This is a genomic window from Rhizobium sp. F40D2 (genome assembly GCF_051810745.2).
In the GTDB taxonomy this organism is placed as follows: Bacteria; Pseudomonadota; Alphaproteobacteria; order Rhizobiales; family Rhizobiaceae; genus Rhizobium.
This window is the reverse complement of record NZ_CM131436.1, coordinates 25,611-40,310: the sequence shown is the minus strand read 5'-3', so window position 1 is coordinate 40,310 and position 14,700 is coordinate 25,611. Positions and strand designations below refer to the sequence as shown.

Here is a 14,700-nt window from a genome sequence, read left to right as displayed (position 1 = left end):
CAAAAGGCCCGGCGACCGCTGTCGCCGGGCCTTTTGCTTATCCGGATTGTTCACAATGCCGCATAGATCGCCTCGCGAAGATCGACCGTGAACTTCCCCCACATGCCCTCCAACGTCGTGTTCGTCAGCGCAACGACGGTCAGCCTGTTGACCGGGTCGATGAACCAGCTGTGGCCATAGACGCCACCCCATTTCAGCGTGCCCTTGGGGAAGGGGACGCCTGCCTCGGCCGGATCGGTGATAACAGACCAGCCGAAGCCAAAGCCGGAGCCGGGTTCGTACTGCTGGCGGTGCCCGCCGGCCTGGTCGCTTGTCATCATCCCTACGGTTTCCGTCGAAAGCAGCGGCGCGCCGCCTCTACGGATGGTTTCGAGTACGGCCAGAACGTCACCAGCCGTTCCCGCCATGCCGGCGCCGCCGGAGTGATAGGAGGCGGGGTCGAAGATGCGGTTCGGCGCGAAACGGATGGGACCCATCAGCGACATCACCACCGCATTCTCGCCCATGAGCACCGGTTCCGGTGAAGCGTCCATATAGGCGGCGGCAAGCCGGCTGTCGTCACGAACCGAAAACGCCGTGTCGGCAAGGCCAAGCGGTCTTGTCACCAGTTCGGCAACGGCCTCACCCAACGATACACCGGTTTCCGCCTCGATGACGCCGCCGAGAACATCCATGGCAAGGGAATATTGCCAGTCGCTGCCCGGCGCAAAACGCAGCGGTACGCTGGCGATCCGCCGCAGATTCTCGGTCAGCCGCAGTCCCGGCTGGTCGAGGCCGTCGGAAATGCCGGCGCTGACATAAGGACCGCCGTCCTCTTCGGAGAAGCCGTAGCCGAGGCCTGATGTATGTGTCAGCAGGTGACGGATGCGAATGGTGGCCTCGCTGCCGTCGGGCAGCTTCGGCCGGAAGTCCGGCAGCCATCTGGTCACGGCGTCGTCGAGCCCGATCCTCGATTGCTCGACGAGCCGCATCGCGGCGATGGTGACGATCGGCTTGGTGATGGAGGCAAGCCTGAAGATCGCGTCCTCGCGCATTGCCAGACCATTTTCGCGGTCGGCGAAACCTGCTGCGCGGCGGTGAATGATCTCGCCGTTGCGGGCGACGAGCACGACCGTTCCGACCAGCCGCTTTTCGTCGAGCGCACTTGTGATTGCCGCGTCAACAGCCGCGCCAAGGGACGAATGCCCGCTGGCATCTGCCTTTTCGAGGGGAAGACTCATCAGATTAAACCTTCTATAATCACAATGACCGTTCCTGAATACAGCAAGCCGTCTCGAATTTCTAGAGTGATCACTGTGAAAAATGATGCCGACATGAAAAATCCTCCCGCCCGCCGCCGCGGCCGCCCACCGGCCTTCGACCGCGAGACGGTTCTGGCGGCCGCACGGGAAACCTTTTGGGCGCATGGATACGAGGGTGCCTCGATCGCCGATCTCACGGCCGCTATGGGCATCACGCCGCAAAGCCTCTATGCCGCCTTCAATTCGAAGGCCGAACTCTATCGCGCGGCGCTGCAGCAATACCGGATGCTGGGAGCCGACACGTTCTCCGCCCTCGGCGAGCCGATCGATACCGTGTCCGCCTTCGAGCGTATATTGCAAGGCTCGGCCGCGATCTTCGCGGCGCCTGAGCATCCGAAAGGTTGCATGATCTCGACGGCGGTGCTGAATTGCGCCAGCGAGAACGATGGTGTCGCCGATCATGTTGCGGCGCTGCGCCGCCAGTCGCTGAGCGGTTTTGCAGCAAGGATCGAGCGCGGCATCCGCGAAGGCGATATCAAAGCCGGGACCAATGCCGGCGCGTTGGCACGCTTCGTCGCCGCGATCGTCCAGGGCATGTCGGTGCAGGCGAGGGACGGGGCATCTCGTGAGGAGTTGCTCGATATCGCAGCCCTCGCCATCGCCGAAGTCTCCCGCCACCGCGTCTGAAAACGAAAAAGGCCCGGCAACGGAATTGCCGGGCTTTTCTTTAAGGAAACCAAGCGATCAGTCGTTTGCCGAAACCTTGACGCCGAGCACCTGCGGCAGCGTGTTCGGAGCGCCCATGGCAGCGCCGACGATCGTCGGGAACGGCACCGGCTTTTCGGGAGCGGCCTTGACGGTCAGGCTCTTCGGATCGTCGAGGAAGGTGTTGACGGCAGCCGAAACGGCGTTCTGCAGTTCCGGGATATTGAGCTGCGCCAGCATGATCGGCGTCATCGCCTTCAGCGAATCGGCCATCTGCTTGCCCGACATGTTCTGCTGCGAGCCGGCATAATCGAGCGCGCGCTTGGTGATCGAGGCATCGTCGAAACGCACCTGCGCGGCCTCGAAGGAAAGCTGCTGCATCAGGCCGAGCATGGCAAGGCCGAGCGCCTGCTGCGACTGTTCCTTGTTCGGATTGGCTTCGGATTCCTTCATTGCATCCTGCATCGATTTCATGAAGGCCATCGTGTAGCCGGAAATCTTGAAGCCGAGGTTCAGCTTGCCGACATTGGTGAAATCGAAGGCGAATTCCGAAATGTCGATCGTGCCGGGGGCGAGTTCCCAGGCGCCTTTCATGGTGATGTCGCCCTGGACGTGCTGCAGGGCGAGCTTCTCGATCGCATCCTTGCTCTGCGCATCTTCGGTCTTGGTGAGATCAGCCTTCATGCTTTTAAAGGCGCCATCGAAATCGAAGCCGGATTCGTCTTCGCGCAGCGTCAGGTTCATGTTGCTTTCGAGCAGCGAGAACACTTCCGCGCCATCCTTGACCACCTTCAGCGGGCCGATATGGGCGGTCTCATAGAGCATCATGGTGTCGAGCGTGTCACCGCCCGGCGTTGCCGGCACGGAGATGCCGCCGAGCGTTAGCTCCTGCGCCGTCACGGTCACGCCGTCTTCCGTCTTGTTGATGTCAGGGAAGGCGGCTTCTTCGATGTAGTAGCCGCCATCCTCGTCTTCCTCGACGCCGGAAAGGGTGATTTCGCCGATGGGCAGGCTCTCGCCGCCGGTCGGCTTGACGGTGACATTCTTCAACGTGACGGTCGTGCCGTCGATATCGACGCTTTCAGCCGCAATCGTACCACCCTGGGCGGCATAGGCGGCATTGATCTTCTTCAAGAGATCGGTGCCGTCGAGAGCGAAAGCCGAGCCGGCGAGCGAGAAAAAGGCGGCGCCCGACAGCATCAGCCGCGTTGTCCGGTAAAAATTCATGGGGTGATTCCTCTGGTGGCGTGGTGGCGGTTGGAAATCTGCAGTTACGCTACTACGGATTGGGCCCGCTTTATATTTGCGGACTTCTAAATTTCCGTTGAAAGGAACGGCAAACGAAGTCCAAATTGCGGCGGAACGTTTGTCTCATCCTTTGATGTCAGTGCCAAGACTTCATCCACAGCTGCTATGGCCTGGATTCCTTGCCCGCCAGCCTCTTCTGGGCTAGTCAGAACCTATGGGACAAGAGATTTTGCCGCCTTCCGGCGGAGACGACGACAACATCCAACCGGTTGACCTCAAGGCGGCGCTCGAGCAGCGCTATCTCGCCTATGCGCTGTCGACCATCATGCACCGTGCTTTGCCCGACGTGCGCGACGGGCTGAAGCCTGTGCATCGCCGCATCGTCTATGCGATGAACGAGATGGGTCTGCGGCCGACATCGGCCTTCAGGAAATGCGCCAAGATCGTCGGCGAGGTGATGGGTAACTACCATCCGCACGGCGACCAGTCGATCTACGACGCGCTTGCCCGTCTCGCCCAGGATTTCTCGCAGCGCTATACGCTGGTCAACGGCCAGGGCAATTTCGGCAATATCGACGGCGACAGCCCCGCCGCCATGCGTTACACCGAATCGAAGATGACGGCGGTCTCCGAACTGCTGCTCGAAGGCATCGATCAGGATGCCGTCGATTTCCGCGACACCTACGACGAATCGAATTCCGAGCCGACCGTCCTTCCCGGCGCCTTCCCGAACCTGCTCGCCAACGGCTCCTCCGGCATCGCCGTCGGCATGGCGACCTCGATCCCGTCGCACAATGCCCACGAGCTTTGCGACGCCGCGCTGCACCTGATCAAACATCCGGATGCGACCGTCGAAAAGCTCGTCGAATTCATTCCCGGCCCGGATTTCCCCACGGGCGGCATCATCATCGACAGCCGCGACAGCATCATCGATAGCTACCGCACCGGCCGCGGCGGCTTCCGCGTGCGGGCGAAGTGGCAGACCGAGGATCTCGGTCGCGGCGGCTACCAGATCGTCATCACCGAAATTCCCTTCCAGGTGCAGAAATCGCGGCTGATCGAAAAGATCGCCGAGCTGCTGATCGCCCGCAAGCTGCCGCTCCTGGAAGACATCCGCGATGAATCGGCCGAGGACATCCGTGTCGTCCTGGTGCCGAAGACCCGCAGCGTCGATCCGACGATCCTGATGGAATCGATGTTCAAGCTGACGGAGCTCGAAAGCCGCTTCCCGCTCAACATGAACGTGCTGTCCATGGGCCGCATCCCGCGGGTCATGGCGCTGAACGAAGTGCTGAAGGAGTGGCTTGATCACCGCCGCGAGGTGCTGCAGCGTCGCTCGCGCTTCCGCCTGGCCGCAATCGACAGGCGCCTCGAAATCCTCGGCGGCCTTCTGATCGCCTATCTCAACATCGACGAGGTGATCAGGATCATCCGCGAGGAGGATGAGCCGAAGCCTGTGATGATGGCGCGCTGGGATCTCACCGACATTCAGGTCGAGGCGATCCTCAATATGCGGCTGCGCGCCTTGCGCAAGCTGGAAGAGTTCGAGATCCGCAAGGAATTCGACGAACTCACCAAAGAAAAGGGCGAGATCGAAGCGCTGCTTGCTTCCGACGACAAGCAGTGGCAGACGGTCGCCTGGGAAATCGGCGAAGTGAAGAAGAAATTCGCCAAGGCGACCGAAGTCGGCCGCCGCCGCACCCAGTTTGCCGATGCACCCGAGGCCGACGAGGAAGCAATCCAGCAGGCGATGATCGAGAAGGAACCGATCACCGTCGTCATCTCCGAAAAGGGCTGGATCCGCGCGCTGAAGGGCCATATCGCCGATACGGCGACGCTGACCTTCAAGGAAGGCGACGGCCTGAAGATAGCCTTCCCGGCGCAGACGACCGACAAGATCCTGATCGTCACCACAGGCGGCAAGGCCTTCACGCTTGGCGGCGACAAGCTGCCGGGCGGTCGCGGCCATGGCGAGCCGCTACGCATCATCGTCGACATGGACAACGACCAGGCGGTGCTGACGGCTTTCGTCCATGATCCCTCGCGCAAGCAGCTGATCGTCTCCACAGCCGGCAACGGCTTCGTCGTTCCGGAGGCCGAGCTGGTCGCCAATACGCGCAAGGGCAAGCAGATCATGAACGTCGCGCTGCCCGAGGAGACGCAGCTGCTCGTGCCCGTCAGCGGCGACCATGTCGCCGTCGTCGGGGAAAACCGCAAGCTGCTGGTCTTCCCGCTGGCACAGGTGCCGGAAATGTCGCGCGGCAAGGGCGTGCGTCTGCAGCGTTACAAGGATGGCGGCATTTCCGACGTGCGCTGCTTCGCGATATCGGACGGCCTCGTCTGGGAAGACAGCGCCGGCCGCACCTTCACGAAGAACAAGGACGAGCTTGCCGAATGGCTGTCCGACCGCGCCACCGCCGGCCGCACCGTGCCGAAGGGCTTTCCGCGCAGCGGTAAGTTTGCCGGCTAATGCATGATGCCCGGCAGTGCGCAGCGGTTCCGGGCTTGCGACATAAAAATTCCGTGCTCGTCTCTTGGCGGGCGCCGGAACTTCTCTATCTCTTCGCTGTTATCCAAAAGAAGAGAAGGCCGGTCTGTGGGCGGACGGAACGGTCGTGGCCCGCGCGCTTGGAGAAGGCGCGCGCCGTTACCGGAGGAAAATCGATGCCCGCCAGCACCATCAAATTGCATGTCTGCCATACCTACAGAGTTCCGCCTGCTGTCGTCTACGACGCCTGGCTCAACCCTGAAATCGCCCGACGCTTCCTGTTTGCCACCGATGACGGTCACGTCATCCGCGCCGATATCGATCCGCATGTCGGCGGCCGCTTCTTCATCGTCGACCGCCGTCCCACCGGCGACGCCTTTCACCAGGGCGTCTTCCTGGAACTGAAGCGCCCGCAACGCATGGTCTTCAGCTTTTCCGTCGAGGACCACGACCACAATTGCGACCGCGTCGAAATCGACATCGAGCCGTTGGGCGGCGGCAGCCGCCTGACGCTGACCCACGAAATGTGCGCCGAATGGGCCGAACACGAGGAAAAAACCCGGCAAGGCTGGGCGCATGTGGTCGAAGGACTTGGCAGGGAACTAGAACAGCAACAGATGAAGGCTACGGGCTGAGTGGCACGCTGAAATCTCGAAGGAAGCGCGTCGCGCCTTGCTCGTCGATCTCGCCGGCGGCGACGTCCAATACAAATGCAATGACCTGCGCGTCGTCAGCATCGATGACGTGCCGGTTGATGTAGAGAAACGTAAATGCCGCGAGATAGCCTGTACGTTTGTTTCCATCGACGAATGGGTGGTTTCTAACGATGGCGTAGAGATAGGCTGCGGCGAGTACGAAGATGTCGGTCTCGCCATACGCAGCCTTGTTAAGTGGACGTGCCAAGCTGGTTTCCAACGCATTGGCATCTCGCAGACCAGACAAGACACCATGCTCTGCAATCTGCTCGTTATGCATATTTTCAACCGCTTGGCGGCTGAGCCATTTAAGCCGTGTCATTTCGCGAGTTCGCGCAGCGCCACCCGATATTTTTCCATGCCGATGCGCGCTGCCCGCATTTGTTCGGCGAGGTCCGCGGATTCCGGTACGAGCTGAATGTTGCCCTCGATCTCCCGAAGTTCGAGGCAGTCGCCGCTGCTGAGACCCAACCGCTGCAACACTTCTTTAGGAATGATAACCCCCTCGGAATTGCCGATCTTGCGGATCGTGACGTTCATCGCCTCATCCTTTCATGTGGTAACGGAGTTATAACATGAGAGATGGGGGCGACAACGCCTATCCCGCCAATGGCCTGATGCTTCTGCCCCGCACCATCCAAAAGCAATGCCCGGCGATCGCCGCTACCAGGATGCCGCCGCCGACGAGTGTCATCGTCGCCGGCGTTTCCGAAAAAATCAGCCAGACCCAGATCGGGGCGAGCACGGTTTCGAGCAGGTAGAACATGCCGACCTCGGGGGCGGAGATGTAGCGCGGCCCGGTCGCAAGGCACCAGAAGGCTACCGGCATGACGATGGCGCCATTGAAGAGGATCCAGCCGGGATGGACGATGGAAAGTCCCGTGGGTAGAGCTTGCGCGAGGCCGAGTACGGCCGGCAGAATGGCGGCAAGCAGCGGCACGAAGCCCATTTCCCGGCGCGAGGCGCGCCCAGTTGAAATAGCTGCGGCAAGAATAAACGCGCTGAGAAGCGCCATGGCATCGCCAAAAAAATGACTGCTGGAAAGCCCTTCGCGCACGATCAATCCGACGCCGAGGATCATGAACAGCATGGCGATCAGTGTTGCGGCCTGCGGCTTATCCTTGAGGAAAGTCCAGGAAAGAAGCGCCCCGAACATCGGGTTGAAGGCGACGATGAAGACGACATTGGCTGTGGTCGTATTGAAGACCGCCAGCACGAAAGTGAGGGACGAGAGGCCGTAGAGCAGACCGGCGAGCAGGCCGGCTCGCCCCGGAACGAGCATCGGCCATTTGCCCGAGGCAAGGCGCATTGCTCCAAGGATGACGAACGTGGCGACAACCGTGGCTGCGCTTCGCGTCCCCAGGATCGACCAGATATCGCCGCCGCCAAGGCGGACGAGCGGGATGTCCATGGAAAGCGCCAGCCCGCCGATCGCCGTCAGCAGCAGGCCCTTCCGATGATCGGAAAGAGCGGTGGACATTCAGTCGTGGGGGCTTTCGGGCATGGATGAGGGATCAAAACGTTCCCAGCCGCGCGGTGTCAGATGTTCCTGCGGCTGAAAGCGCGTCTTATAGTCCATTTTTCGCGACCCTTGAACCCAGTAGCCGAGATAGACGTGCGGCAAGCCCAGCGCTTTCGTGCGCCTGACATGGTCGAGAATCATGAAGGTGCCGAGTGATCGCCGCTCGAGATCGGGATTGAAGTAGGAATAGACCATCGACAGCCCGTCGCTCATCGTGTCGGTCAGCGCGGCGGCAAGCAGCTCGCCCTTTGGGCGCTGCTCCAGCCCGGAGCCTTCTTCACGCCGGCGGTACTCGACGATTCGCGTGTTCACATGCGTGTCCTCAACCATGATCGCATAGTCGAGCACGGTCATGTCGGACATGCCGCCCTGCTGGTGGCGAAAATCGAGATAGCGGCGGAAAAGCGAATATTGCTCGCTGGAAGGCTGGGCCGTGAACTCGGTGGCGATGACGTCGGAATTGGCGGCAAGCACCCGTTTCATCGATTTCGTCGGCTCGAATTCCTGGGCGAGAATACGCACGGAAACGCAGGCACGACAGGATTCGCAGGCCGGGCGGTAGGCAATATTCTGGGAACGGCGGAAACCGCCTTGCGTCAGGATGTCGTTCATCTCGGCGGCGCGCGGGCCGACCAGATGGGTGAAAACCTTACGCTCCATCTCATGCGGCAGATACGGACACGTAGCCGGAGCCGTCAGATAAAACTGCGGAGATGGCGTTGTCTGCGTATTCATCTGTCGCGGAAATTTCCTTGTCGAGACCGTGCCGTTTCCTGACAGCATGACCTAAGAATAAAAAACGTCAACAGCTGGGCACTTCTCGCCCTTCATATCGGTCTTCTAATTTTAGATATGGAGCGGTGGCGCCCCCGGCAAAGAGAAAGCGGAGACTTTATTTCGTCTCCGCTGAATGGTTTAGCCGCGGTCTTGAGCCAACGCTCAGGCGGTGCGAACCGTCGCTGTCCCGACCAGCAGGTCGTGGATGAGACGGCTGCGCTCGGTAAACAGGCCTGCAAGCAGGATGAGCGGCGTCAGCACCGAGTTGAGGATCCAGAACAGCGCCAGATGCACGATTGCCGTTAGGAAATCCATCGGCCGACCGTCGACGCGTACGATGGCGATGCCCATCGCGCGCATGCCGAGCGAGGCCTGGCTCCGCCCGCCGACAGTCAGGCCGAAATAGATGCCGGCGACGATGACGAAGAGGGCAGGGTAGAGCAGGAAGCCGAGCCCGAGCGTGACGATCGACAGGAAGAACAGCACGATCGCTGCGGGGATGCAGAGCAGCAGCACGATCAGATAGTCGAGGATGAAGGCGAAGACACGGCGGCTCAACACGCCGCTATAGGCGCGCCAGTCCTCCGGTGCGGCATAAAGCGGATTGGGGTTGTAGCTCATCTCAATCTCCTGCGGAAAAGCGATGCCGCAGATATGGTATCGGTAGAACAAAATACAATAATTCTTCCTAGATGCGTATGTTTCAGGCCGGATCTGCCTGAAACATACGCATCTAAATCGAAGAAATAGAGCATGATGTCACCCGAAAACCGCATACACTTTTCGGCATCATGCTCGCAATCACCGCTTCGCGAGGATTTTCGCCACCTCGACCGCGAAATAGGTGAGGATACCGTCGCATCCCGCCCGCTTGAACGACAGCAGCGTTTCGAGCATTGCCCGCTCGCCGTCGATCCAGCCGTTCATCGCCGCTGCCTTGATCTGTGAATATTCGCCGGAAACCTGGTAGGCGAAGGTCGGCAGGCCGAAGGCCTCCTTCATCCGCCAGCAGATGTCGAGATAGGGCAGGCCGGGCTTGACCATCAGCATATCAGCACCTTCCTCGACGTCGAGGGCCGCATCGCGGATCGCCTCGGTGCCGTTGGCCGGGTCGATATAATAGGTTTTCTTGTCACCCTTCAGCAGCCCGCCCGTCGAAATCGCCTCGCGATAGGGGCCATAGAAGGCGGAGGCGAATTTCGTTGCATAGCTCATGATGCCTACGCTCTGGTGGCCGGCGGCATCGAGCGCCATGCGGATTGCGCCGATGCGCCCGTCCATCATCTCCGACGGCGCAATGATGTCGGCGCCGGCATCCGCCTGCGTCACGGCGGCGCGCGCCACCTGATCGACCGTCTCGTCGTTGACGATCTCGCTGCCTCTCAAAATGCCGTCATGGCCATGGCTGGTGAAGGGATCGAGCGCGACGTCGGTGATGACGCCGATATTGGGCACCGCCTTCTTGATCGCCGCCGTCGCCTGATTGATCAGATTGTTGGCTTCGAGGCTGTTCGAGCCGGTCTCGTCGCGCAGCTCCATTTCGATATTCGGAAAGGTCGCGAGTGCCGGAATGCCGAGGCCGGCCGCTTCGCGTGCTGCCTCGACGGCCTTGTCGATGCTCGTGCGGTTGACGCCCGGCATGGCCGGGATCGGATCGACGATGCCGGAACCGGGCACGATGAAGATCGGCCAGATCAGGTCGTCGACCGTCAGCCGGTTCTCCTGCACCAGCCGGCGTGTCCAATCCGCCTTGCGGTTGCGCCGCATGCGGCGATGGCCGGTGATGTCGTCGACGAGATGCGTTCTATCCTGCATGATATTTGCCCCTGGCCCATTCCATTTATCGGAGCGCTCATTATCATGACCCCCGAAAAATCCAAACCGGACGATTGGCCGCGGCGGAAAAACCTCAGGCGTATAACCCGAAATCGATTTTCGGCGTTACGCGCGAGCGCGATGTGATAGAGCGTCTTCAGCGCGTCGTCAGATGCGCTGCGCTCCTGTGAACATGCAACCCCGAACCGATGTCTGCGCTATGGAAACCGATTCTCCGACGATACCGAAACGCACGCTGGCGGATATCCTCTTCGTTCTTTTCCTGAGACTGGTTGCCGTTTCCTGCTTCTGGTTCGGCCTGCAATATTGGGCGATGCTCGTCGGCTATTCGCTGGTCGGCGCCGGCCGCTTCGATCTTTTGAGCCTGCCGTGGAAGGTGGCGAGCACCAGTCTCGCCGTGCTTTTTCCCGTCGCCTCCCTTGGCCTTTGGCTCACCGTCTCCTGGGGACCGGTCATCTGGGTGCTGGCCGCCGGCGGGCAAATCCTGATGTACGGCCTGCTGCCCAATATTTTCGGACCCAACAAACTGATCATCCTGCTGCATGTGATGGTCGCCGTCGTCTACCTGATTTTCCGCCTGCTGCTCTGGCTGGAAAAGCGCCGGCACCGCCGCCAGGTAAGTGTTGATTTACCCTGAGACAACGTGGGGTTTCCAGTAAGGCTCCGTTAAGCCTGCGGTTTAAGTCGAATTTTATATGTATTCGATAGGGTCTCACTCAAGGCGGGAAGAAAACGACACCGCCAACCAAACAGTGAGGCAGTCAATATGAACACGAAAATCAAGCCGCAAGCGGTATCGAACTTCCGTGACCAGCAGGATCAGGGCATCCGTGATCTTTACATGGAATCCCTTCATCTTGTTGAACGTCTTCACCGCCGTCTTCTCGACGTCATCAAGGACGAGTTCGACCGTCAGGGTCGCAGCGACGTCAACGCCATCCAGGCGCTGCTGCTTTTCAACATCGGCAATTCCGAACTGACCGCCGGCGAGCTGCGGTCCCGCGGCTACTATCTCGGCTCCAACGTTTCCTACAACGTCAAGAAACTGGTCGACCTCGGCTTCATCAACCACCAGCGCTCGCGCATCGACCGCCGTTCCGTCCGCATCAGCCTGACCGAAACCGGCCAGGACATCGCCGAAACGGTCGCCAAGCTCTACGAACGCCACATCACCTCGATCGACAAGGTCGGCGGCATCGGCACCGACGAGTTCACCCAGATGAACAAGCTGCTCCAGCGCCTCGACCGCTTCTGGAACGACTCGATCATGTATCGCCTCTAAGACCCTCGACCTCCTTCAGGGTTGCAGAAAACCGGACGTGTCCCTGCGCGTCCGGTTTTGCCGTTGGCACTGCGTGGCATCTTTGCAACGTGAGGTACGCAAGCATTGTCGCCCGTATCCAAGCCGTTTTTTAGCCGTTATTAACCGGCACGGTTTAGCCCGTCATATGGTTCGTTGTGTCGTGTCTCCGGTAGCCGAATAGTCCGTCTTCCGGCCCGGCAACACGAATTGGCCATATTGGTGTGGCAGCGGATGGCTTAACAACCGGCGCTTTCAATGGACCGATCAAAAATGGTCAGGCTGCCGCATCGCAATCTTGTGATGAGGCAAGCTGAAAGTTTTGATATGCCGGGACAACAAATGCACAGAGATCTGCGTTAAGGCGCAGTGATATCGCAAAGAGCCGCGGCTTCTCTTTATCGCCGCATTCAGTGGTTGGGACAATGTCGAAGAAAAACGGAAATGAAGCTCTCTCGCGTCGCGCTTTCCTTGCGTCCGCGGCAACGGTTGGCGTAAGCGCGATTGCCGCGCCGGCCTTCGCGCAATCGGCGCTCGAAACGCTGATCAACGCGCCGCGCCGCGGCAACTGGGACGACCAGTTTGACGCAAAGGCTGCCTCGCGCACGGCAAGCGCCGTCGTTTCCAATACACCGATCCTTGGCCCCCAATCGGTGGCCAGCGCTCAGCAGGCGATCATGCAGTATCAGCAGATCGCGGCGGCCGGCGGCTGGCCCGAAGTCAATCCCGGCGACCAGCGCCTGCAGCTCGGCGTCAGCCATCCCGCCGTCCAGGCGCTGCGCCAGCGTCTGGCGATCACCGGCGACCTGCCGCGCGAAGCCGGCATGTCGAGCGCCTTCGATTCCTATGTCGACGGCGCGGTCAAGCGTTTCCAGGCTCGCCACGGCCTGCCGTCCGACGGTGTCCTCGGCGAATTCACGCTGAAAGCGATGAACATCCCCGCCGATGTTCGCCTGCAACAGCTGAACACCAATATCGTCCGTCTGCAGACTTTCCCCGAGGATCTCGGCCGCCGCCACGTGATGGTCAACATCCCGGCCGCCTATGTCGAGGCTGTCGAAGATGGCAGCGTCGCGACGCGCCACACCGCGGTTGTCGGCCGTTTGAGCCGCCCGACGCATCTCGTCAATTCGAAGATCTACGAGGTCATCCTCAACCCTTACTGGACCGCGCCGCGCTCGATCGTCGAGAAGGACATCATGCCGCTGATGCGCAAGGATCCGACCTATCTCGAAAAGAACGCCATCCGCCTGATCGACGGCAAGGGCAATGAAGTCGCCCCCGAGACCGTCGACTGGAACGGCGAGGCCCCGAACCTGATGTTCCGTCAGGACCCCGGCAAGATCAACGCCATGGCCTCGACCAAGATCAACTTCTACAACAAGAACGGCGAGTACATGCACGACACGCCGCAGCAGGGTCTGTTCAACAAGCTGATGCGCTTCGAATCGTCGGGCTGCGTGCGCGTTCAGAACGTGCGCGACCTGACCAACTGGCTGCTGCGCGAGACCCCCGGCTGGAACCGCCAGCAGATGGAGCAGGTGATCGCGACCGGCGTCAACACCCCGATCAAGCTCGGCACCGAAGTTCCGGTCTATTTTGTCTACATCTCCGCCTGGGGCATGCCGGACGGCATCGTCCAGTTCCGCGACGACATCTATCAGATGGACGGCAATGCCGAGCTGGCGCTCGATACCACGGCCGGCATGGAACAGCCGGTCCAATAAACTGCGGCCTCTGCATCGCATCTTCAAACCGCGCCTTCCCGGCGCGGTTTTTTTATGCGGGGGAGGGCGCTCGGTAACGTGACCATCGGTCCTTAGAGCGGGATGATTTTACGTCCGTTCATATCCGGCTTCCTTGAAGTAGTTTAGGCACTCTTTTGGCGAGACGGTTTGGAGGATGGCTGCCAGTGCGTCGTCGATGGCGTTGCGGGTTCTGGCCTGTGCCTGTCGCAGCCCGTGTTTGAGCTTGGCGAAGAGCTTCTCGATCGGATTGAGATCTGGGGAGTATTGCGGCAGAAAGAATAGTCGGGCGCCTGCCCTGCGGATGGCGACCCGGATCGCCTTGGCTTTATGCGAGCCGAGATTGTCCATCACGACGATGTCGCCAGGTTTGAGCTCTGGCACCAGCACCTTTTCGACATAGATGAGGAAGCGCTCGGCGTTGATGGGGCCATCAATGATCCATGGTGCGCTGACGCGGTCGGTTCGAAGCGCGGCGATGAAGGTCATCGTATTCCAATGGCCGAAAGGAGCTTTGCCCAAGAGCCGTTCGCCACGCGGCGCCCAGCCTCTGAGCGGCGCCATGTTCGTCTTCGTCCAGGTTTCGTCGATGAAGAGAAGACGGGCCGGATCGATGCGATGGCGATGCTTCAGCCAGCGCGCCCGCCTGGCGGCGACGTCGGGTCGCTCCCGTTCGCTGGCGACCAGCGTCTTTTTTTATAACTCAGCCCTTCATCCCGGACGAAGGCCCAGACGGACCGGTAATCCACGTCCAGACCCCGCTCCGCCAATTCCGCGACCAGCCCGCGCAACGTGAACGCACTCGCGCGGCAGCGTTCGACAAGCCATTCCCGGTGGCCACCGCAGATCGCCCGCGGCTTGTGGCCGCCCATCTGGCCGGGTGCTGCGCTGCCCGTTGTGTGGAACCGCCGTACCCAATCGATCGCGGTGCTGATGCCAATACCGAAGCGTTTGGCCGCAGCCCGGCACGACAGCCCCTCCTGCGTCACCGCCCCGACAACACGCTCTCGCAGATCATTCGAAAAAGGTCTCGCCATCCAGACCGGCCTCCTTACCGGCCAGAAGGGTGAATCTGATTTGTGTCCAAAAGGGAATCTGGAGGGTTCTGTGAGGTCCGGGCGCTGTGCGTGCGGCATTCACTGA

The 14,700-nt window shown here is 60.7% G+C and carries 15 protein-coding genes; 6 read left to right on the top strand and 9 right to left on the bottom strand.

The window, feature by feature from the left end; translation table 11 throughout:
* Positions 1–50 precede the first annotated feature (50 nt).
* Positions 51–1,220 carry a serine hydrolase gene (locus tag ACS4RS_RS00215; protein ID WP_439009215.1) on the bottom strand — a complete coding sequence of 390 codons (1,170 nt, stop codon included), beginning with the start codon at positions 1,218–1,220 and terminating at the stop codon, positions 51–53.
* 66 nt (positions 1,221–1,286) lie between these two features.
* Here ACS4RS_RS00215 and ACS4RS_RS00210 point away from each other — a divergent pair, with 66 nt between their 5' ends.
* Positions 1,287–1,928 carry a TetR/AcrR family transcriptional regulator gene (locus ACS4RS_RS00210; protein ID WP_449313823.1) on the top strand — a complete coding sequence of 214 codons (642 nt, stop codon included), beginning with the start codon at positions 1,287–1,289 and terminating at the stop codon, positions 1,926–1,928.
* A 57-nt stretch (positions 1,929–1,985) separates the two neighbouring features.
* Here the strand turns inward: ACS4RS_RS00210 and ACS4RS_RS00205 are convergent, their stop codons facing one another.
* Positions 1,986–3,173, bottom strand: a complete 1,188-nt coding sequence (locus tag ACS4RS_RS00205; RefSeq protein WP_439009216.1) for a hypothetical protein — start codon at positions 3,171–3,173, stop codon at positions 1,986–1,988.
* A 235-nt stretch (positions 3,174–3,408) separates the two neighbouring features.
* Between ACS4RS_RS00205 and parC the strand changes: the two genes are divergently transcribed.
* Both parC and ACS4RS_RS00195 read left to right on the top strand, forming a co-directional pair.
* On the top strand, positions 3,409–5,664 hold the full coding sequence (parC, locus tag ACS4RS_RS00200) for a DNA topoisomerase IV subunit A (RefSeq protein ID WP_439009217.1): 2,256 nt from the start codon (positions 3,409–3,411) through the stop codon (positions 5,662–5,664).
* Positions 5,665–5,858: 194 nt separating this feature from the next.
* Positions 5,859–6,317: an SRPBCC family protein gene (locus tag ACS4RS_RS00195; protein ID WP_088940462.1), complete on the top strand. Its 459-nt coding sequence runs from the start codon at positions 5,859–5,861 to the stop codon at positions 6,315–6,317.
* Here ACS4RS_RS00195 and ACS4RS_RS00190 read toward each other — a convergent pair.
* The 6 genes from ACS4RS_RS00190 to hemB form a co-directional block, all read right to left on the bottom strand.
* Entirely contained in the window at positions 6,307–6,699 is a 393-nt protein-coding gene (locus ACS4RS_RS00190) for a type II toxin-antitoxin system death-on-curing family toxin (RefSeq protein WP_439009218.1), read from the bottom strand. The two genes, ACS4RS_RS00195 and ACS4RS_RS00190, sit on opposite strands and share 11 nt — an antisense overlap.
* A complete protein-coding gene (locus tag ACS4RS_RS00185; RefSeq protein WP_439009219.1) occupies positions 6,696–6,917 on the bottom strand; it encodes an AbrB/MazE/SpoVT family DNA-binding domain-containing protein in 222 nt (73 codons plus the stop codon). The genes ACS4RS_RS00190 and ACS4RS_RS00185 overlap by 4 nt, the downstream gene beginning before the upstream one ends.
* Positions 6,918–6,975: 58 nt before the next feature.
* Positions 6,976–7,857, bottom strand: a complete 882-nt coding sequence (locus ACS4RS_RS00180; RefSeq protein ID WP_439009220.1) for an EamA family transporter — start codon at positions 7,855–7,857, stop codon at positions 6,976–6,978.
* Positions 7,858–8,634, bottom strand: a complete 777-nt coding sequence (locus tag ACS4RS_RS00175; RefSeq protein ID WP_439009221.1) for an arginyltransferase — start codon at positions 8,632–8,634, stop codon at positions 7,858–7,860.
* A 204-nt stretch (positions 8,635–8,838) separates the two neighbouring features.
* Positions 8,839–9,297: an RDD family protein gene (locus ACS4RS_RS00170; protein ID WP_007626319.1), complete on the bottom strand. Its 459-nt coding sequence runs from the start codon at positions 9,295–9,297 to the stop codon at positions 8,839–8,841.
* Between the two features lie 180 nt (positions 9,298–9,477).
* Positions 9,478–10,491: a porphobilinogen synthase gene (gene hemB / locus ACS4RS_RS00165; RefSeq protein ID WP_439009222.1), complete on the bottom strand. Its 1,014-nt coding sequence runs from the start codon at positions 10,489–10,491 to the stop codon at positions 9,478–9,480.
* A gap of 220 nt (positions 10,492–10,711) precedes the next feature.
* On the opposite strand from hemB, the gene ACS4RS_RS00160 reads away from it, so the two are divergent.
* The 3 genes from ACS4RS_RS00160 (at position 10,712) to ACS4RS_RS00150 (ending at position 13,539) form a co-directional block, all read left to right on the top strand.
* Positions 10,712–11,149, top strand: coding sequence for a DUF6163 family protein (locus ACS4RS_RS00160; RefSeq protein WP_439009223.1), 438 nt, complete (start codon positions 10,712–10,714; stop codon positions 11,147–11,149).
* 129 nt (positions 11,150–11,278) lie between these two features.
* Entirely contained in the window at positions 11,279–11,794 is a 516-nt protein-coding gene (gene ldtR, locus ACS4RS_RS00155) for a transcriptional regulator LdtR (protein WP_003574072.1), read from the top strand.
* Between the two features lie 443 nt (positions 11,795–12,237).
* A complete protein-coding gene (locus ACS4RS_RS00150) occupies positions 12,238–13,539 on the top strand; it encodes a L,D-transpeptidase family protein (RefSeq protein ID WP_439009224.1) in 1,302 nt (433 codons plus the stop codon).
* A 108-nt stretch (positions 13,540–13,647) separates the two neighbouring features.
* Here the strand turns inward: ACS4RS_RS00150 and ACS4RS_RS00145 are convergent.
* A protein-coding gene (locus ACS4RS_RS00145) for an IS630 family transposase (protein ID WP_439009225.1) occupies positions 13,648–14,594 on the bottom strand; the annotation gives its coding sequence in 2 pieces (ribosomal slippage) (positions 13,648–14,253 and positions 14,256–14,594; 945 coding nt in all).
* Between the last annotated feature and the right edge of the window lie 106 nt (positions 14,595–14,700).

Excerpts from the sequence above, each read along its gene's own strand:
- ACS4RS_RS00195 (WP_088940462.1), top strand. The coding sequence starts at position 5,859 with ATGCCCGCCAGCACCATCAAATTGCATGTCTGCCATACCTACAGAGTT.
- ACS4RS_RS00180 (WP_439009220.1), bottom strand. The coding sequence starts at position 7,857 with ATGTCCACCGCTCTTTCCGATCATCGGAAGGGCCTGCTGCTGACGGCG.
- ACS4RS_RS00150 (WP_439009224.1), top strand. The coding sequence starts at position 12,238 with ATGTCGAAGAAAAACGGAAATGAAGCTCTCTCGCGTCGCGCTTTCCTT.
- ldtR (WP_003574072.1), top strand. The coding sequence starts at position 11,279 with ATGAACACGAAAATCAAGCCGCAAGCGGTATCGAACTTCCGTGACCAG.
- parC (WP_439009217.1), top strand. The coding sequence starts at position 3,409 with ATGGGACAAGAGATTTTGCCGCCTTCCGGCGGAGACGACGACAACATC.
- ACS4RS_RS00175 (WP_439009221.1), bottom strand. The coding sequence starts at position 8,634 with ATGAATACGCAGACAACGCCATCTCCGCAGTTTTATCTGACGGCTCCG.
- ACS4RS_RS00205 (WP_439009216.1), bottom strand. The coding sequence starts at position 3,173 with ATGAATTTTTACCGGACAACGCGGCTGATGCTGTCGGGCGCCGCCTTT.
- ACS4RS_RS00215 (WP_439009215.1), bottom strand. The coding sequence starts at position 1,220 with ATGAGTCTTCCCCTCGAAAAGGCAGATGCCAGCGGGCATTCGTCCCTT.
- hemB (WP_439009222.1), bottom strand. The coding sequence starts at position 10,491 with ATGCAGGATAGAACGCATCTCGTCGACGACATCACCGGCCATCGCCGC.
- ACS4RS_RS00185 (WP_439009219.1), bottom strand. The coding sequence starts at position 6,917 with ATGAACGTCACGATCCGCAAGATCGGCAATTCCGAGGGGGTTATCATT.
- ACS4RS_RS00160 (WP_439009223.1), top strand. The coding sequence starts at position 10,712 with ATGGAAACCGATTCTCCGACGATACCGAAACGCACGCTGGCGGATATC.
- ACS4RS_RS00190 (WP_439009218.1), bottom strand. The coding sequence starts at position 6,699 with ATGACACGGCTTAAATGGCTCAGCCGCCAAGCGGTTGAAAATATGCAT.
- ACS4RS_RS00170 (WP_007626319.1), bottom strand. The coding sequence starts at position 9,297 with ATGAGCTACAACCCCAATCCGCTTTATGCCGCACCGGAGGACTGGCGC.